This is a genomic window from Streptomyces sp. NPDC026301, from assembly GCF_055567935.1.
On record NZ_JBVHPN010000004.1, the window covers coordinates 240,126 to 258,434 of the forward strand.

Annotated in this window: 12 protein-coding genes; 8 read left to right on the forward strand and 4 right to left on the reverse strand. The window is 71.8% G+C overall.

The window, feature by feature from the left end:
* Positions 1–84 precede the first annotated feature (84 nt).
* The 3 genes from ACZ4MH_RS08975 to ACZ4MH_RS08985 all read left to right on the forward strand — a co-directional run bounded on the left by ACZ4MH_RS08975 (position 85) and on the right by ACZ4MH_RS08985 (position 3,727).
* Positions 85–1,299, forward strand: coding sequence for a TRAFAC clade GTPase domain-containing protein (locus ACZ4MH_RS08975; RefSeq protein WP_351594826.1), 1,215 nt, complete (start codon positions 85–87; stop codon positions 1,297–1,299).
* Positions 1,296–2,039 (forward strand): hypothetical protein, encoded by a 744-nt coding sequence (locus ACZ4MH_RS08980; RefSeq protein ID WP_351594828.1) that lies wholly within the window; start codon positions 1,296–1,298, stop codon positions 2,037–2,039. Before ACZ4MH_RS08975 ends, ACZ4MH_RS08980 begins: the two co-directional genes overlap by 4 nt.
* A gap of 290 nt (positions 2,040–2,329) precedes the next feature.
* Positions 2,330–3,727 (forward strand): amino acid permease, encoded by a 1,398-nt coding sequence (locus ACZ4MH_RS08985; protein ID WP_351594845.1) that lies wholly within the window; start codon positions 2,330–2,332, stop codon positions 3,725–3,727.
* A 31-nt stretch (positions 3,728–3,758) separates the two neighbouring features.
* On the opposite strand, the gene sph is transcribed toward ACZ4MH_RS08985, so the two are convergent.
* Positions 3,759–4,736 (reverse strand): sphingomyelin phosphodiesterase, encoded by a 978-nt coding sequence (gene sph / locus ACZ4MH_RS08990; RefSeq protein WP_351594831.1) that lies wholly within the window; start codon positions 4,734–4,736, stop codon positions 3,759–3,761.
* A gap of 91 nt (positions 4,737–4,827) precedes the next feature.
* Positions 4,828–6,354, reverse strand: coding sequence for a M1 family metallopeptidase (locus ACZ4MH_RS08995; RefSeq protein ID WP_351594833.1), 1,527 nt, complete (start codon positions 6,352–6,354; stop codon positions 4,828–4,830).
* A 300-nt stretch (positions 6,355–6,654) separates the two neighbouring features.
* Between ACZ4MH_RS08995 and ACZ4MH_RS09000 the strand changes: the two genes are divergently transcribed.
* From ACZ4MH_RS09000 to ACZ4MH_RS09015, 4 genes are all read left to right on the forward strand, one after another.
* Positions 6,655–6,999 carry a rodlin gene (locus tag ACZ4MH_RS09000; RefSeq protein WP_467754423.1) on the forward strand — a complete coding sequence of 115 codons (345 nt, stop codon included), beginning with the start codon at positions 6,655–6,657 and terminating at the stop codon, positions 6,997–6,999.
* Between the two features lie 68 nt (positions 7,000–7,067).
* Positions 7,068–9,044 carry a Xaa-Pro dipeptidyl-peptidase gene (locus ACZ4MH_RS09005; protein ID WP_467754441.1) on the forward strand — a complete coding sequence of 659 codons (1,977 nt, stop codon included), beginning with the start codon at positions 7,068–7,070 and terminating at the stop codon, positions 9,042–9,044.
* A gap of 82 nt (positions 9,045–9,126) precedes the next feature.
* On the forward strand, positions 9,127–10,476 hold the full coding sequence (locus tag ACZ4MH_RS09010; protein ID WP_351594836.1) for a M14 family metallopeptidase: 1,350 nt from the start codon (positions 9,127–9,129) through the stop codon (positions 10,474–10,476).
* 54 nt (positions 10,477–10,530) lie between these two features.
* Positions 10,531–12,291 (forward strand): BCCT family transporter, encoded by a 1,761-nt coding sequence (locus ACZ4MH_RS09015; protein ID WP_467754424.1) that lies wholly within the window; start codon positions 10,531–10,533, stop codon positions 12,289–12,291.
* Between the two features lie 86 nt (positions 12,292–12,377).
* On the opposite strand, the gene ACZ4MH_RS09020 is transcribed toward ACZ4MH_RS09015, so the two are convergent.
* On the reverse strand, positions 12,378–13,328 hold the full coding sequence (locus tag ACZ4MH_RS09020) for an FAD-dependent oxidoreductase (protein WP_351594839.1): 951 nt from the start codon (positions 13,326–13,328) through the stop codon (positions 12,378–12,380).
* Positions 13,329–13,539: 211 nt separating this feature from the next.
* Here ACZ4MH_RS09020 and ACZ4MH_RS09025 point away from each other — a divergent pair, with 211 nt between their 5' ends.
* On the forward strand, positions 13,540–15,645 hold the full coding sequence (locus tag ACZ4MH_RS09025; protein ID WP_467754425.1) for an FUSC family protein: 2,106 nt from the start codon (positions 13,540–13,542) through the stop codon (positions 15,643–15,645).
* Between the two features lie 121 nt (positions 15,646–15,766).
* Here ACZ4MH_RS09025 and ACZ4MH_RS09030 read toward each other — a convergent pair whose 3' ends face one another.
* Positions 15,767–18,262 carry a Tex family protein gene (locus tag ACZ4MH_RS09030; RefSeq protein ID WP_467754426.1) on the reverse strand — a complete coding sequence of 832 codons (2,496 nt, stop codon included), beginning with the start codon at positions 18,260–18,262 and terminating at the stop codon, positions 15,767–15,769.
* Positions 18,263–18,309: the final 47 nt, after the last annotated feature.

An 18,309-nucleotide genomic window follows, 5' to 3' on the forward strand; every position in this document is an offset into this window, starting at 1 on the left:
GCGAGTGAGGGAGCGCCGACCACCTTCCGGCCCGCTGTCCCCGTCAGTAGCATCCACTGTTCGTACAGAGCTCTCGGGGGATACATGCTCGAACTCAGCGACGACCCGTTCACCGTCCGAGTACTGGTGGTCGGGCCGTCCGGATCAGGCAAGACCGTCTACCTCTCCAGCCTCTTCAAGCGCCTGCAAGTGCAGAGCAGCGCCGCGATCTTCCTGGAGTGCGCGCAGGCGCAGCGCGTCGAGCTGCTGGGCATCCACCGCCAGGTGCGGGGCCCCGGGGAGTGGCCCGCCTCGACGCGGGTGAACGACGACCGCGAGTACACCTTCGACTGCAAGACCCGGCGGAACGCCACGAACCACTCGGTGCTGCGCATCAAGTACCTGGACTACGCGGGCGAGCTGCTCACCGAGGCCACCCAGGACGACGCCGCCTCGCGGGCCCAGGAGCAGCTGACCGAGCGGCTGGTGGCGGCCGACACGGTGCTGTGCCTGCTGGACGGGCAGTACGTACGCGAGCTGCTGCGGGGCACCAACGAGGGCCTGGACCACTTCCACCACGAAATGTCGATGATCTTCGGGCTGCTGCAGTCCGCGGAGAAGCCGGTGCACTTCGTGATCACCAAGTGGGACCTGCTCGCCGGATACGCCGGTACGGAGGCGGAGTCGCTGGCCGCCGTCCAGGAGGCGCTGTGCGGCATAGAGGAGTTCGCGCACCTCGTGGGGAACGTCGCGATGGCGGGGAACGAGTACGCGCCCGCCGTCCGGCTGCTGCCCGTCAGCTCGGTGGGCCCCGATTACGCGACGCTGGAGCCGGACGGCCGGATGCGCAAGCACCCGGGCGCGCTGCCGCACCCCCAGTACGTCGAGATCCCGTTCCTCGCGATCCTGCCCGACATCTTCTCCTCGATCCTCGGCCGGCTGGACGAGGCCACCCGCCGCCAGCTCATCCGCGAGATCCAGCGCAGCACCGCGCTCACCGCCGCCGAGCGGATCAAGTGGCTGAGCGGCACCCTCAGCACCCGGCTCAGCAAGGCCATCAGCGGCGTCCTGGGCGCCGTGGTGGGCGGCAAGAAGCTCGACAAGGTGAGCGAGGCCGCGGTGGAGATGTTCGCCAGCCGGCTCACGGAGCAGGGCGAGCGCAAGATGGGCCTGCGCGAACAGGAGCTGGGCCAGGTCGACCGGCTCACCGAGGAGGCGGCCTCCGCGCGGCGGATCGCGATGGACCGCATGAACGCCGAGCTGGCCTCCTTCGTGGCCAAGATGCCCGCCTCCGTGCTGCGCGACGGCGAGGCGTCGTGAGCCGCAGGGGGGTACGGGAGGCCGGCTGCTGGCCCTTCCTGGTGGCGCGCGGCCGGGTGGTGGGCCAGCGGACGCTGCTCGTGCCGCGCTTCCTGGGCGAGCGCAACCTCTCCGGGGTGCTGCGCGACGCGATCACCGGCGGCCTGACGCAGACGGGGGAGAGCCGGCACGCGGAGGCGCCGCTGCCGGGCGGCGGGCGCATCGGACTCTCGTACCGCATCGTCCAGGCGTCGCCGCCCGGCTCCGATGGCGTGGTGCTGCGCGACCGCAGCGGCCGGCCCATCGAGCTCGCGTACGGCGTGGTCGTCAGCGAGGGGTCGCGGGCGCGGGTGTCCGTGACGGACGCCGACCTGCCGGGGCTGCGCCCGATGGTGCTGGACATCTTCGCGCGCTTCCTGGAGGACGAGCGGGCGTTCCGGCCCGCGGTCTCCGCGCGGGTTCCGGTGACGGCGCTGGCCGCGGGGACCGTGCCGGTACCGGAGCCAGGGCAGCCGGCGGTACCGGCGCCCGCCACGAAGGGCGCGTCGGCCGCCTCGGCAGGGCCCGGGGAGGCGATGCCGGGACCCCGGGCGGACGAGGGGCCGCAGCAGGGCGACGGGGTCCCCGAGGATCGCCCCGGCCTGGTCGGGCGGCTCGTGGCGCTGCTCAGGGGGCCCGGCGGCGGGCTGTGGGCGTTCGTACTGCTGGCCGGCTGGCCGCTGGCCGCGGTACTGGCGCTGGTACTGATCCTCAAGGACTGAGGAAGACCGCCGACTACCAGCGATCAGGCACATGATCGATCTCGTCCATGTGATCTCTTTCACAGACGGATGTCCGTACTTCGGGGAAGGTGTGCGGTCGGCCCGACTCGCGCGATCCGCAGCAGCCGGCCGTCGCTCCACCGCCCTCCCGAAAGCGAGATGACGCACCTGTGAGCACGCACACCGTCCAGGAAGACGCCTACCGGCCGCCGGACGGGGGGAACGGTAACGCCCCGCACGACGCTGGCGATGCCGGATACAGCAAGGGCCTCAAGGCCCGCCACATCAACATGATCGCCATCGGCGGCGCGATCGGCACCGGCCTCTTCCTCGGCGCCGGCGGCCGGCTGGCCGCCGCGGGCCCCGCGCTCGCCATCGCCTACGCGATCTGCGGCCTCTTCGCCTTCTTCGTCGTCCGCGCGCTGGGCGAGATGGTGCTGCACCGCCCCTCCTCCGGCTCCTTCGTCTCCTACGCCCGTGAGTTCCTGGGCGAGAAGGGCGCCTACGTGGCGGGCTGGATGTACGTCGTGAACTGGTCGACCACCGGTATCGCCGACATCACCGCCATCGCGCTCTACACGCACTACTGGAGCATGTTCACCGACGTGCCCCAGTGGGCGATGGCGCTGATCGCGCTCGCGGTCGTGCTGGCCGTGAACCTCATCTCGGTGAAGATCTTCGGTGAGCTGGAGTTCTGGTTCGCGATCATCAAGGTCGCCGCGCTGGTGATCTTCATGCTGATCGGCATCTTCCTGCTCGCCACCCAGCACCCGGTGAGCGGCCACACGCCGGGACTCGACCTGATCAGCGACAACGGCGGGCTCTTCCCGACCGGCCTGCTCCCGGTCGTGGTCGTCCTCCAGGGCGTCGTCTTCGCGTACTCCGCCGTCGAGATGGTCGGCGTCACCGCGGGCGAGACCAGCGAGCCGCACAAGGTCGTCCCGAAGGCCGTCAACTCGATCATGTGGCGGGTCGGCATCTTCTACGTCGGTTCCGTCGTGCTGCTGACGCTGCTGATGCCGTGGGACAAGTACACCGCAGGCCAGAGCCCCTTCGTCACCGTGCTCTCCAACGTCGGCGTGCCGGCCGCCGGCGACGTGATGAACCTCGTCGTGCTCACCGCCGCCATGTCCAGCCTCAACTCCGGCCTGTACTCCACGGGGCGCATCCTGCGCTCGATGTCGGCGGCCGGTTCCGCGCCGAAGTTCGTCGGCCGGATGAACCGCCACCAGGTGCCGTACGGCGGCATCCTGCTCACCTCGGCGGTCTGTGTGCTGGGCGTCGTGCTGAACTACGTGGTGCCGGGCAAGGCGTTCGAGATCGTGATCAACATCGCGGCGCTCGGCGTCATCAGCACCTGGGTCGTGATCATGATCTGCCACATGGTGTTCGTCCGCCGCACCAAGGAGGGCGTCCTGGAGCGCCCGAAGTTCCGGCTGCCGGGCACGCCGGTCACCGACCTCGTCACCATCGCGTTCCTGCTCGGCGTCATCGTCCTGATGTGGTTCGACAACGGCGTCGGCCGGGACACGGTCATGCTGGCCCCGGTGATCGCCGTGGCCCTGGTCGCGGGCTGGTTCGTGGTCCGCGGCCGGGTGAACCGCCTCGCCGCGGAACGAGCCGCCACCGGCGGCGCGGACGGCCTGGAGGGCCCGCCCGCACCGAAGGTCCCGGGACCGCGCCGCTGACGAGCCCAGCGATCGGGCTCAGCGGCCGGGCTCAGCCCGCTGTCACCGGGTAGTGGTCGGAAAGGTTCGTGTACGTGTAGTCCTTGCCGCCGCTGGTGACCGTCCAGGGCGGGCACTCCTCCTTGACGACCTCGTTCCGCCAGTCGGTGGGGCGGGCGTGGCCGGCGCGGTGCAGGACGTAGTCCAGGTCCTCGCGGGGGTCGGTGGGGTACCGGTCCCTGGCGATGGAGTTCTCCTGGGTGTCGAAGTAGTACGGGTGTCCGGTGCGGGCGTCGGCGGCCGCGAGGCCGGCGGCGTCCAGCATCGCCCCGTACTCCGTGCTCCGTGAGTCGACGTTGAAGTCGCCCGCCACCATGACCTGCTCATCGGCCGGGATGTGCTTGGCGTCGAGGAAGGCGTCCAGTTCCTTGAACTGCTTCGCGCGAATCGCGGCGGCCTCGCCCGCCGCGCAGCCGGGGTCGGTGGACTGCGTGTGGGTGCCGACGACGTGCACCTTCGTGCCGTTCACGTTCAGTACGGCGTAGACGAAGCCCTTGTTGGAGTAGGAGTCGGAGCCGCAGGCGTCCTTGTAGACGTACTGCTCCTTGCGTACCACCGGCCACTTGCTGAGCAGGGTGACGCCGCCGTCCTCCGGGGTGAGCGAGGAGTACGCGCCTCCGGTGGCGTCCCAGCCGTCCTTGCCGCGGCCGACCACCGGGGTCTGGTACGGATACGCGGCGGCGGCGTTCGCCTTCAGGGCGTCGGAGGAGGAGTTGTCGAACGCCTCCTGGAGCACGACGACGTCCTGGCCGCGGAAGAAGTCCGCCGCCGGTATCTCCTTCGCCCGGTGGTCCTGGCCCCAGTTGGGGTAGAGCGTCTTGCTGAACAGGAATGTGTTGTACGTGAGGACCTTGAGCGCGGGGGTGTTCGCGGCGGAAGCGTTGGCCGCTGTGAGGAGCGGCGACGAGGCGACAGCTATCGCGGTGGCGAGGACGGCGGCGCGCATGCGTCGCGGCGTGGAGTGCGGCACTGAATCTCCCTGTGGGGTGGGGGGTTGATCCGGCGCCGCACATCCAATCAGCCGCGATTACCTTCTGGTAACCGCCAGTTGGCGGGAAGATTTACTCCGGCCGGTGCCCGTCGTGCGTGTGGACGTCGCCGTGCGCGTGCACGTCGTTCGTCGCGGCGATCTTCTTCCAGGACTTCGGCTGTGCCGCCGGGGCCTTGCCGGCCGCGATCGTGGCGCCCTGCGCGGCCGGGGCCGACGGCTTGGTGGGCTGGTACAGCCAGGTGTCGAAGAAGGCGGCGAGCGGCTTGCCAGACTTCTCCTCGGCGAACTTCACGAAGTCGGCGACCGAGGCGTTGCCGTACTTGTTCTCGGTCGGCCAGGACTTCAGGAGTGCGAAGAAGGTCTTGTCGCCGAGCTTGTTGCGCAGCGCCTGGAGGGCCAGCGCGCCCCGGTCGTAGACCGCGATGTCGAACTGGTTCTCCGCGCCCGGGTCGCCCGGCTTCACCGTCCAGAAGGCGTCGTCGGCCGGGTGCTGGGCGTAGACGTAGTCCGCCAGCTCCTGCGCGGTGCCCTCGCCCTCCTTCTCCGACCACAGCCACTGGCTGTAGCGCGCGAAGCCCTCGTTGACCCAGATGTCCTTCCAGTCCTTCAGCGAGACGCTGTCGCCGTACCACTGGTGCGCCAGCTCGTGCACGACGACCGAGACGTTGGTGCCCGCGTCGAACGCCTTCTTGCCGTAGAACGGGCGGGTCTGGGTCTCCAGCGCGTAACCGGCCGGGACGTTCGGGACGTAGCCGCCGAGCGCGTTGAACGGGTACGGGCCGAAGACGCCCTCCAGCCACTCCGCGACCTCGGTGGTGCGCTCGATGCTGGACTTCGCCGCGCCCTCGTTGCTGCCCAGGTCCTTGCTGACGGCGTTGATGACCGGCAGGCCGTTCGCCGTGGTGTCCTTGGTGATGTCGAACTTGCCGACCGCGAGCGTGGTCAGATACGTCGCCTGCGGCTTGTCCGAGCGCCAGTTGTAGCGCGTCCAGCCGAGCTTGGAGGACTGCGAGAGCAGCACGCCGTTGCTGAGCGCCTGGGTGCCGTCCGGCACGGCCACCGAGATGTCGTACGTGGCCTTGTCGGTGGGGTGGTCGTTGCTCGGGTACCACCAGACCGCCGAGTCCGGCTCCTGCGCGACCACGCCGCCATCGGGGGTGCGCGCCCAGGCCGTGAAGCCGTCGATCTTCAGCTCGGACGGCTTGCCCGCGTAACGGACGACGACGCTGATGTCCTTGCCCTTGGGCAGCGGCGCGTCCGGCGTCACCTCCAGCTCGTGCTTGCCGGACGCCTTGAAGGCCGCCTTCCTGCCGTTGACGCGAACCTCGCTGACCTTCAGGCCGAAGTCGAGGTTGAAGCGCGAGAGGTCCTGCGTGGTCTTCGCGAGGAGGGTCGCGGTGCCCTCCAGCAGGTCCGTCTTCGGCTGGTACTTCAGGCGCAGGTCGTAGTGGGAGACGTCGTACCCGCCGTTGCCGCTCTCGGGGTAGTAGGAGTCACCCACGCCCGGCGCGCCGGGGGAGTAGTCGGCAGCCGATGCCGGGATCGCCAGCAGCAGGCTGAGCGCGGCGGCGCCCGGCACGAGGAGTCTGTGACGCACGAGTCCTCCAACTCGTCGGAGAGGCCGGTCGGTTCCGGCCTTCGTGGGGGGTGGTGCCGACCCTGGTCGGGGTCGCTCCCGACCCTATGTACTCGCGCGTCCCACGTCAGGTGCATGGCCATATCTGACACATGACCGACATCATGCCGTCATGGTCACTTCCCTGCCTGCTACGTAGGGAAGTCCTGTCTATTGAAGGCTTGTCTTGGGCACGCCGACGATCAGGTGAATGGGTGTGCACGCACCGCACCGCAGGATGTACTCCTGGCTTTGGCGCAGCATCATCCTGTGGAGAGAGCCATGTACATCCGTAGCACCATGACCGCCTGCGGCCTCGCCGCCGCGGCGATCGCCGGCGGAGCCGGCAGCGCCGTCGCGATCGGCGACGGCCCGACCAGCCTCAGCGGCAACGGCGCGCAGTCCGCGTTCGGCAACTCGACGACCCACGGAAAACTGAGCGCGCAGTTCGGGGCGGTCCAGGGCACGCTGAACGCGCTGTGCCTCGGGGTGCCGGCGAAGGCCAATGTCGGATCGCTGGTGGGCATCCTGGTGCCGGTCACGGTCCAGGACGTCAACGTCCTCGCCTCCCCGCAGAACCAGCAGTGCGCCGACAACTCCGGCCAGTCCTCCGGCACCGATCAGTAAGCCATTTCCGTTCGGACACAGACTCTTACGTCGCCCCGGGAGCCCGCGCTACGGTCCCGCGGGTGACCATACGCACGCGGCTGGGCCGCATACCGTGGCAGGCGTTCGTCGTGGCGGCCACCGCCGCCCTGCTGGCCGTCCTGCTCCCACCCGCCGACAGCGCGCGGGCCACTACCGGTGAGACGCGGGCCGTCACCGGTGAGAGCAGACCCGTGTACTCCTACGACCGCGCCATCCGCGAGTCGGTATGGGTGGACACGAAGATCGACGGCGACTCGGACGGCAGGACCGACCGGGTCGCCGTCGACATCGTCCGGCCCCGCGAACCCGCGCAGCAGGGCCGCCGCATACCCGTGATCATGGACGCGAGTCCGTACTACTCCTGCTGCGGCCGCGGCAACGAGAGCCAGAAGAAGACCTACGGCGCCGACGGCCGCCCCGTGCAGTTCCCGCTCTTCTACGACAACTACTTCGTGCCGCGCGGCTATGCGACGGTCCTGGTCGACCTGGCCGGCACCAACCGCTCCGACGGCTGCGTGGACGTCGGCGGCCGCTCCGACGTGCAGTCCGCCAAGGCCGTCGTGGACTGGCTGGCCGGGCGGGCCCGCGCGTACGACGCCCGTACCGGCGGGAAACGGGTCACCGCCGACTGGTCCAACGGCAGGACCGGCATGATCGGCAAGAGTTACGACGGCACGGTGGCCAACGGCGTCGCCGCCACCGGTGTGCCGAACCTCAAGACCATCGTGCCCATCGGCGCCATCTCCTCCTGGTACGACTACTACTTCTCCCAGGGCGCGCCGCTCTACGACTCCGGCCCCGAGTGGCTGTCGGACTACGTCGAGAGCCCCGCGGCCCGCGACCGCTGCGCCGCCGTCCAGAAGCAGCTCGTGGACGGCGCGCCGCGCAACGGTGACTGGACGGACCTGTGGTCCGCGCGCGACTACGTGAAGGACGCGCGCAAGGTGAAGGCCAGCGTCTTCGTGGTGCACGGCATGCAGGACCTCAATGTCCGCACCAAGCACTTCGGGCAGTGGTGGGACGCGCTGGCGAAGCACGGGGTGGAGCGCAAGATCTGGCTCTCGCAGACCGGGCACGTCGATCCGTTCGACTTCCGGCGCGAGGACTGGGTTCCCGCCCTGCACCGGTGGTTCGATCACTACCTGATGGGTTACGAGAACGGCGTCGACCGCGCCCCGATGGCCGACATCGAGCGGGCGCCGGGGGAGTGGTCGACGGACCGCGTCTGGCCCGCGCCCGGCACGGCCGCCCGGACCACCCTGCGCCCCGGTACGGGCGACGCGCCCGGTGTCGGCGTGCTCGGCAGCCGGCCGGCCCCGTCCGGCGCGACCGAGACCTTCACCGACGACCCGAAGCTGAGCGAGACCGACTGGGCGGCGCACGCCGACCAGCCGACCGCGGAGAAGGCCGCGTTCAGCACCGCGCCGCTGGCGGCACCGCTGCGCCTGTCCGGCTCCGGCAAGGTCACCGTGACCGCCACCCCGTCCACCGCCACCGCCCACCTGTCGGCCGTACTGGTCGACCTCGGCCCCGCCACCATCCGCGACTACGCGGGCCAGGGCGAAGGCATCACCACGCTGGACCGGCGCACCTGCTGGGGCGCGAGCCGGGACGGCGACAGCGCCTGCTTCAAGGAGACCGCGCCCGACACCGAGAAAGTGCAGCAGACCGTCTTCAGCCGCGGCTGGGCCGATCTGGGCACGTACGCCGACCCGCACAAGGGCCGTCCGCTGACGCCCGGAAAGCCGTACACGATCACCCTGGACCTGGCCGCCACCGACCATGTCGTGCCCGCCGGGCACCGCCTCGCGCTGATCGTCGGCGGCACGGACGCCGGGCTCATCGACCCGCCGTCCACCCGCCCGACGCTCACCCTCGACCTGTCCCGCACCAAGGCCGAACTGCCGCTGACGGGCGCCGCGCACGCCCTCTCCGGTACGCCGAAGGCCCCGCACACCGGGGCAGGGCCGCTCGCCGGACTGGACGCGCCGCGCCTCGGCCGGCCCGTGCCGGACGCCCGCTGACCACCGGGCCGGGGCCGCATCGTACGCATGTGGCCCCGGCCCGGAGCACCCTGTCCGCTCCACCTATGGGAGGCACCGCTTCGTGAGGTACAGATTCCGCGCCGCGCTCCTCGGCGCCGTCACCACCGCGCTCACCACGGCCTTCCTGGCCGGTCCCGCCCCGGCAGCGGCCGCGGCCACCGCGCACGACGGCCCCCGTACCGGCTTCGAGACCAGCGACGGCCCTCGTACCGGCTTCGAGACCAGCGACGGCGCGCGCTGGACCACCCAGCCCGAGGAGCAGGAGTTCCTCGCCCGCGTCGACCGGGACAGCGCGCGCACGCGCGTCGACCGCATCGGCTCGACGAAACAGGGACGCCCGCTCCAGCTCGTCCGCATCGGCGCCGCACAGCCGCCCACCGCCGACCGTGTACGCCGCGGCAACTCCGTCCTGCTGATCTGCTCCCAGCACGGCAACGAGCCCTCCGGGCGCGAGGCGTGCCTGTCCACGGTACGAAACCTCGCCTACGCCACCGACGCGGCCACCCGCCGCTTCCTGGAGCACACCAGCGTCCTCGTCCTCCCGACCGCCAACCCCGAGGGCCGGGCCGCGAACACCCGCGGCAACTCCGACGGCGTGGACATCAACCGCGACCACCTCGCCCTGAAGACCGCCGAGGCCCGCACGATGGCCACGGTATTCCGCGACTACCGCCCCGACACGATCTATGACCTGCACGAGTACGGAGCCACCCCGCCGTACTACGACAAGGACCTGCTGTCCCTGTGGCCGCGCAGCCTCAACACCCCGGACGCGGTGCACGAGGAGGCCGGCACGCTCTCCGAGCGATACGTACGCCCCACCGTGCAGGACAGCGGCTTCAGTACCGGCATCTACGGCATCTGGACCGATCCGGAGACCGGCGAGCCCGTCAAGCAGGTGGCGGGCGACGGACAGGAGCGCATCCTGCGCAACACGGCAGGCGTGAAGAACTCCGTCGGGCTGCTCGTCGAGACCCGTACGACGCCGCTCACCCAGGCCGAGAAGGACGATCCGGCCGTGAACAACCGGCGCCGGGTGAGCTCCCAGCTCGCCGGGCTCAAGGGCGCGTTCGCCTTCCTCGGGGAGCGCCGTGGCCGGATCGAGGCGGCCACCACCGCGGCGCGGCTGGCAGGCTACGCGGACCGCGGGCCCGTCTACTTCGGCGGCGCCGACAACGACCCGGCGACGGACGAGCAGACCCTCCAGGACCCGCCGTGCGGTTACCGGCTGGACGAGAAGAGCTATGCGGAGGTCGGTGACGAACTCGCGCTGCACGGCATACGGGTCGAGCGTGACGGCGACGGCGCCCTCGTCCGGCTGCGCCAGCCCCTGCGCGCGCTGGTGCCCCTGCTGCTCGACGCACGATCCGCAGATCACCTTACGGACGCGAAGCCGTCAACCGGGTGTTGAACTGTGGTAGGGGGTAATGGCCAGGAGAAATCCAGCCCATCGAAAGGTCACCACGTGACGGACAGAGAGAACGAAACGGAGGGCGGGAGCGGGCCAACGGCCCCGATCGATCTGCCCTCGGAGGCGCAACGTGCCCTGCCCGCCCGGACCGACCGCACGGTCTTCGGCGTCACGGCACTGCTCACCCTGGCCTTCATCGTCTGGGGAGCGACCTCCACCAAGTCACTCGAGAACGCGTCGAGCACGATGCTCGACTGGGTCATCAAGAACGGCGGCTGGGCCTTCGTCCTGGCCGCGTCCGCTTTTGTGATCTTCGCGATCTGGCTGGCGATCAGCAAGTACGGACGCATCACGCTCGGAGCGGAGGGCGAGCGGCCCGAGTTCCGTACGGTCTCCTGGATCGCGATGATGTTCAGCGCCGGTATGGGCATCGGCCTGATGTTCTACGGCGTGAGCGAGCCGCTGGGGCACTTCAGCACCCCGCCGCCGGGCACCCACCCCGATGACGCCGCGCAGGCCATGGACACGGCGATGGCCACCACGCTGTTCCACTGGACGCTGCACCCGTGGGCGATCTACGCGGTGGTCGGGCTCGGCATCGCGTACAGCACCTTCCGGCGGGGCCGCAGGCAGACGATAAGTGCCGTCTTCACACCGCTGATCGGGGCCCGGCGGGCCAACGGAGCGGGCGGCCGGGTCATCGACATCCTCGCGATCTTCGCGACGCTCTTCGGCTCGGCCGCCTCGCTGGGTCTGGGGGCGCTGCAGATCGGTAGCGGTATCAAGGTGCTCGGCTGGAAGGACAGCGTCAGCACGACCCTGCTGGTCACCATCATCACCGTGCTGACGGTCGCGTTCATCCTCTCCGCGGTCTCCGGCATCGCCAAGGGCATCCAGTGGCTGTCCAACATCAACATGGTGCTGGCGCTGATCCTGGCCGTCTTCGTCTTCATCGCGGGGCCGACCATCCTCATCCTGAACATGGTGCCCACCAGCGTCGCCACCTTCTTCGACGAACTGCCGCAGCTGGCCGGCCGTACGGGCGCCAGCAGCGGTGCGGGCGTCGACGCCTGGCTGCGCAGCTGGACGGTCTTCTACTGGGCGTGGTGGATCTCCTGGACGCCCTTCGTGGGCATGTTCATCGCGCGCATCAGCCGGGGCCGCACGATCCGTCAGTTCGTCGGCGGCGTCATCCTGGTGCCCAGCGTCGTGAGCCTCATCTGGTTCGCGATCTTCGGCGAGTCCGCGATGTTCCTGAAGGAGCACAAGCAGCTGTCGGACACCTCCTCCGTGGAGGGCCAGCTCTTCGATGTGCTGCACCAGTACCCGGTCGCCACTCTCATGAGCGTGCTTGTCATGATCCTGGTCGGCATCTTCTTCGTGTCCGGTGCGGACGCCGCGTCCATCGTGATGGGCACCCTGTCCCAGAAGGGAACGATGGAGCCCACCCGGCCCGTCGTCATCTTCTGGGGCGTGGTCACCGGAGCGGTCGCCGCGATCATGCTGCTCATCGGCGGCGGCAGCGGTGACGCCCTCACGGGCCTGCAGAACCTCACGATCCTGGTCGCCGCGCCGTTCACCCTGGTCATGATCATGATGTGTTGGGCGCTGCTGAAGGACCTGCGGAGCGATCCGCTCATCGTCCGCGGCCAGATCGGCGAGGAGGTCATCGAGGCCGCGGTCGTGGCCGGACACGAGAAGTACGAGGGCGACTTCGAGATCCGGATCGGGCCGGCCACCGGCGGCTCGGCGAAGGAGACGACGGTCGTCAGCGACACGGACGGCCCTGCTCCGGCGGGTACGGGGAAGGACTGATCAGCGACTGATCCCCGACTGATCCACGGGCGCGTCATCGGAGCGGAGGGCCGTTGTGCCCTCCGCTCCCGCGTGTTCGGACGCGCTCAGGCCGCCGCCTCCAGCAGCCGGAGCACCTCGTCGGCGCAGCCCCACGCCACCGTGACGCCCGCGCCGCCGTGCCCGTAGTTGTGCACGCACAGCCTGCCGCCGGGCAGCCGCTCGGCCTCCAGGCGCACCGCGGGCCGGGCCGGGCGCAGCCCCACCCGCTGCGCGAGGATCCGCGCGTCGGCCAGCCCGGGGTGGATGCGGGCACAGCGCTCCACGATCGCCTCGGCGACCGCCGGATCCGGCTCGGTGGACCACGCGCCCTCCACGGCGGTGCCGCCGAGCACCACGCCGTACGGCTGCGGCAGCACGTACGTCGTGACGTCCGTGTGGCCGTCGGCGGCGACGAACCACTCCTCGATGCCCGGGTTCTCCACGATCACCACCTGGCCCTGCACCGGGTGTACTGACGGGTCGGGCACCAGGTCGCGGGCGCCCAGGCCCGAGCAGTTCACCACCGCGCCGGCCTCCCGGGCCAGCGCGTCCAGGGAGTCGGCCGGGCGCCGCTCCACGGTGCCGCCCGCCGCGGCCAGCCGCCGCTCCAGGTAGGCGAGGTGCGTCGGCATGTCCACCAACGGGGTGCGGGCCCGCAGGCCCAGAGGTATCCCGGCGGGCAGCTCTTCAGGGCGCGCGGCGCGCAGCCCCGGTACGGCGTCCCGCCAGCGGTCCGGGACCGACGCCGCCGCCATCGTGCCCGCCACCATCCGTACGCCCGCGCCCTCGGTCTCCGCGAGGCCCGCCAGCGCTTCGTAGCCGCGCACCGACCACTCGACCGCTGCCTCCTCCGGGAGGATGCGGTACGGCCAGCACAGCCCGCCCGCCACGGAGGACGTCGTACCGGCGCCCTGGTCCCGGCTGACCACCCGGACCGCGCGGCCGGTCTCGGCGAGCTGGACGGCGCAGGTCAGGCCGGTGACACCGGCTCCCACCACGATCACATCGTTCGTCATGCGAGGACCGTATCGAGGACCGTATCCGGAGTCTCTTCGGTGGTTTGTGATCTTGACTTAACCCTCCGGCAGCGACCCGGACAATCCCGGCACTTAGGCTGGTACCAGCAGACCGTCGGCCGACGACGCCCCACGGACCGTCCGTACTCGTACGCAGCGCAGACCCCTACGCACCGTCCCGCATCCGTACGCAGCCGACTCAAGGAGGCTCATGCCCCGCGCCGTACCCGTCTGGCTCGCCCACCCCTTCCAGTGGCAGCGGCTGCCCGTGCCGTGGCCGGCGGTGGTCAGAGGGGCGCTGTGCGCCGGGCCGCTGCTGGGCGCGGGCATCGCCACCGGACACCCGGCAGCCGGCGTCCTCGCGGGCCTGGGCGCGATGCTCGCGGGCGTCAACGACCGGCCCGGCACCCGGCGCAGGGGCGTCGTGCACATCGGGCTGCCCGCGCTGGCCGTCGCCCTGGGCATGTTCGCCGGCGCCTCGCTCGCGGACGTCGGCTGGTGGCTGGTGCTCGCCCTCTTCGGCATCGGATTCGTCTCCGGCGCCGGCAGCGTCGCCGGACCCGTGCGCTCCACCGCCGGGATGCAGATGCTGGCCGCCGCGATCCTCGGCGCCGGCATGCCGCTGCCGCAGCTCGAGCCGTGGACCAAGGGCCTGCTGACGCTGGCCGGCGCGGGCTGGCTGCTCCTGCTGCGGCTGGTGCTGCGCTCGCCGCGGCCCCCGGGCGGCTCGCTCAGCGGCGAGCGCGCGGCCGTGGCCACCGTCTTCGACGCGCTCGCCGACGCGCTGACGGCCGTCGGCACGCCGGGCGCCGAACCGGCCAGGCGCCGGCTGACCACGGCGCTGGACCGGGCCGACGAGGCCATGCGGCTGCGCCGGCTGCTGCGCCGCAGGCCCCGTACCGACGAGCGCCGGCTCATCGAACGCTTCGCCGCCGCCACCACGCTCTGCGAGGCCAGCGTCGCCCTGCTGTGGGAGGCCCGGCCGCTGCCCGCCCGCGTCGCCGAGGGGCCGCGGGCCCTCTCCCGGGCGCTGCGCACCGGGCGCCCTCCCGGCCGGCTGCCCGCGCCCGAGACCTCCACGCCCGCCCGCAGCGCCTTCGACCGGGCGCTGCTCGACGCGGCGGTGGTCTTCGCGCGCACCCAGCCGCCGGCGGGCGGCACCGCGGCGGGGGCGACGGACGAGCGGCTCCTTCGGGGGCTGCGTCCCGCCGCTCCCGTAGGCGCCTCGGAACGCGGCGTACTGGAGGAGGACAGCAGCGAGCGCGGCGTGTCCGAGGACAGTGGCGCCTGGGCCCCCTTCGGGTCGCGCGCGGCGTTCGAGACCGGGCGCTGGGCCTCCTTCGCGCGCGGCGTCGCGGGCGTGTTCGCCTGGCGGCGCGGGCCCGGCCGCCGCGTCTTCGGGCCCGCCGGGCGCGACTACGGCCTGCGGGTCGGCATCTGCATCGCGGCCTGCACGGCCATGGCGCTGCTGCTGCGCGCCGAGCACTGGTACTGGCTGCCCGCCACCGCCACGTTCCTCGTCAAGCCCGACCTCGGCCCGCTGTTCTCCCGTACGGTCAACCGCTTCGCCGGTACCGCCTGCGGCGTGCTGGTCTTCGCCCTCGCCGGACTGGCGCTGCCCGGCGCGTGGTGGCCCGTGGTGATGGCCACGGCGGGCGGCGCGCTGCTGCCCTTCGCGACCCGGCACTTCGCCCTGCAGACCGTCGCCATCACGCTCATGGTGCTGTCGTTCGTGCACGTCAGCGGCGCGCCGGAGGCCGCGCCCGAGCGGATCGTCGACACCTCGATCGCCTGCCTCATCGTGCTGGTCGTCGGTCACCTGCCGCGGCTGGCGGACCCGCGGCGCCGGGTCGGGCCGCGGGTCGGGGCCGCGCTGCACTGCACGGAGGCGTACCTGCGGCAGGTCCTCGCGACCGAGCCCGGCACGGACACGGGGGAGCGGCTGGCGCTGCGCCGGGCGGCCTACCAGGCGCTGGGCGAGGCCCGTACGGCCGCCGAGACGGCGGCTGCTGAGCTGCTCGCGCACCGCCGCGGCGACCCCGACTGGCCGACCGTCGTCAAGGCCGCCGAGCGCATCGTGGACGCGACCACGGCGGCGGCCGTCCGCCTGGACCAGGGCGCGCAGCGGCCCAGCGAGGAGGACGCGCGGCGGCTGTGCCTCGTCCTCACGGACATGGCGGCCGCGCTGAACGCGCCGCGCCGCCACCGCCCCCGGCCGCTGCCGCCGCCCGCCCTGGAGTCGGCCCCCGACTGCGCCACGCTCAGCGACGTCGCGGCGGAACTGGAACGGATGCGGGGGTACGCGGGGGCGGTCTGAGACGTACGGAGGCGGGGGGGGGGGGGGGGGGGGGGGGGGGGGGGGGGGGTTTGGGGGGGGGGGGGGGGGGGGGGGTGGGGGGCTTCTTCCCCCCCCCCCCCCCCCCGCCTCCGGAGGACCGTCAGCGCCCGCCCTTGTCCTTGCCGAGCAGGCCCGCGCGGCGCAGCGCGTCGGCCATCGCGCCGTTCGCGGGGGCCGCGTCCCGGCCGCCGCCGCGCCCGCCGCGGTCGTTGCCGCCGTTGCCGCCACCGCGCCGGCCCTGGCCACTGCCCTGGCTGCCGCCCTGCCGCTGCCGCGGGGCGCCGCCGCGCCGCTGCTGCTGCTCGCCGCGCTCTTCGCGCCGTCCGCCGCCACGGCCGCCGCCCTGGCCGCCCTGACCGGCGGCCGCCGTGTGGTCGTCGTCCAGCCGCAGCGTCAGCGAGATCCGCTTGCGCGGAATGTCGACATCGAGCACCTTCACGCGCACGATGTCGCCCGGCTTCACCACGTCACGCGGGTCCTTCACGAACGTCTTCGACATCGCCGAGACATGCACCAGCCCGTCCTGGTGGACGCCGATGTCGACGAAGGCACCGAAGGCGGCGACGTTCGTGACGACGCCCTCCAGCAGCATCCCGGCCTGCAGGTCGCCGATCTTCTCGACGCCCTCCTTGAAGGTCGCCGTCTTGAACTCGGGCCGCGGGTCGCGCCCCGGCTTCTCCAGCTCGCCCAGGATGTCCGTCACCGTCGGCAGGCCGAAGGAGTCGTCCACGAAGTCGGCCGGCTTCAGGGTGCGCAGCACGCCGGTGTTGCCGATCAGCGAGGGCACGTCGCTGCCCGCTGCAGTGACGATCCGCCGCACCACCGGGTACGACTCCGGGTGCACGCTGGAGGCGTCCAGCGGGTCGTCGCCGCCCCGGATGCGCAGGAAGCCCGCGCACTGCTCGTACGCCTTCGGGCCCAGCCGCGCCACGTCCTTGAGCGCCTTGCGGGTACGGAACGGGCCGTTGGCGTCGCGGTGCGCCACGATGTTGTCCGCCAGCCCCGAGCCGATGCCCGACACCCGCGAGAGCAGCGGCGCCGAGGCGGTGTTGACGTCCACGCCCACGCCGTTCACGCAGTCCTCGACCACCGCGTCCAGGGAGCGTGACAGCTTCACCTCGGACAGATCGTGCTGGTACTGACCGACGCCGATCGACTTCGGGTCGATCTTGACGAGCTCGGCCAGCGGGTCCTGGAGGCGGCGCGCGATGGAGACCGCGCCGCGCAGCGACACGTCCAGCTCCGGCAGCTCCTGCGAGGCGAACGCGGAGGCGGAGTACACCGAGGCGCCCGCCTCGGACACCATCACCTTCGTCAGCTTCAGCTCCGGCTGCGCGGCGATCAGGTCGGCGGCCAGCTTGTCCGTCTCGCGCGAGGCCGTGCCGTTGCCGATCGCGATGAGCTCCACGTCGTGCTCACGGGCGAGCTTCGCCAGAGTGGCCAGCGCGGCGTCCCACTTCTGCTGCGGCACGTGCGGGTAGATCGTGTCCGTCGCGGCCACCTTGCCGGTCGCGTCCACGACGGCGACCTTCACGCCCGTACGGAAGCCGGGGTCCAGGCCCATCGTGGCGCGCGTGCCGGCCGGCGCGGCCAGCAGCAGATCGCGGAGGTTCGACGCGAAGACCCGTACCGCCTCGTCCTCGGCGGCCTGGCGCAACCGCAGCCGCAGGTCGATGCCGAGGTGGACCAGGACGCGGGTGCGCCAGGCCCAGCGCACGGTGTCCAGCAGCCAGCCGTCGGCCGCGCGACCGCGGTCGGCGATCCCGAACTTGTGGGCGATCGCCTGCTCGTAGGCCGTCCGGCCCTCGGCCGGCTCGGCCTCCGGCTCCAGCGAGAGGTCGAGGACCTCCTCCTTCTCGCCGCGGAACATCGCCAGGACGCGGTGCGAGGGCAGCTCCGTGAACGGCTCGGCGAAGTCGAAGTAGTCGGCGAACTTGGCGCCCGCCTCCTCCTTGCCCTCGCGGACCTTCGAGGCCACCTGCCCCCGGGTCCACATCCGCTCGCGCAGCTCGCCGATGAGGTCCGCGTCCTCGCTGAACCGCTCGGTGAGGATGGCCCGCGCGCCTTCGAGGGCCGCGGCCGGATCGGCCACGCCCTTGTCCGCGTCCACGAACGCCGCTGCGGCTGCCTGCGGCTCCACCGCCGGGTCGCTCAGGAGCCCGTCCGCGAGCGGCTCCAGACCGGCCTCACGGGCGATCTGAGCCTTCGTCCGCCGCTTGGGCTTGAACGGCAGGTAGATGTCCTCCAGGCGGGCCTTGGACTCCGCGCCCCGGATCTGCGCCTCAAGGGCCGCGTCCAGCTTGCCCTGGGAGCGTACGGACTCCAGTACCGCCGTCCGGCGCTCCTCCAGCTCCCGCAGGTACCGCAGCCGCTCCTCCAACGCGCGCAGCTGCGCGTCGTCGAGCATCTCCGTCGCTTCCTTGCGGTACCGGGCGATGAACGGCACGGTCGAGCCGCCGTCGAGCAGTTCGACCGCGGCCTTCACCTGCCGCTCCCTGACGCCGAGCTCCCCGGCGATCCTGCTCTCGATGGACCCGAGGGCCCCGGCGGCCCCGGGGGCCTGGGTGGGTCCGGTGGACTCGGTGGTTGCCGTCACGATGCTCCCGACCTGCCTTCTCGCGCTGTGCTTGAGCCTGCATTGTG

Excerpts from the sequence above, each read along its gene's own strand:
- ACZ4MH_RS08975 (WP_351594826.1), top strand. The coding sequence starts at position 85 with ATGCTCGAACTCAGCGACGACCCGTTCACCGTCCGAGTACTGGTGGTC.
- ACZ4MH_RS08985 (WP_351594845.1), top strand. The coding sequence starts at position 2,330 with ATGATCGCCATCGGCGGCGCGATCGGCACCGGCCTCTTCCTCGGCGCC.
- ACZ4MH_RS09000 (WP_467754423.1), top strand. The coding sequence starts at position 6,655 with ATGTACATCCGTAGCACCATGACCGCCTGCGGCCTCGCCGCCGCGGCG.
- ACZ4MH_RS09020 (WP_351594839.1), bottom strand. The coding sequence starts at position 13,328 with ATGACGAACGATGTGATCGTGGTGGGAGCCGGTGTCACCGGCCTGACC.
- ACZ4MH_RS09025 (WP_467754425.1), top strand. The coding sequence starts at position 13,540 with ATGCCCCGCGCCGTACCCGTCTGGCTCGCCCACCCCTTCCAGTGGCAG.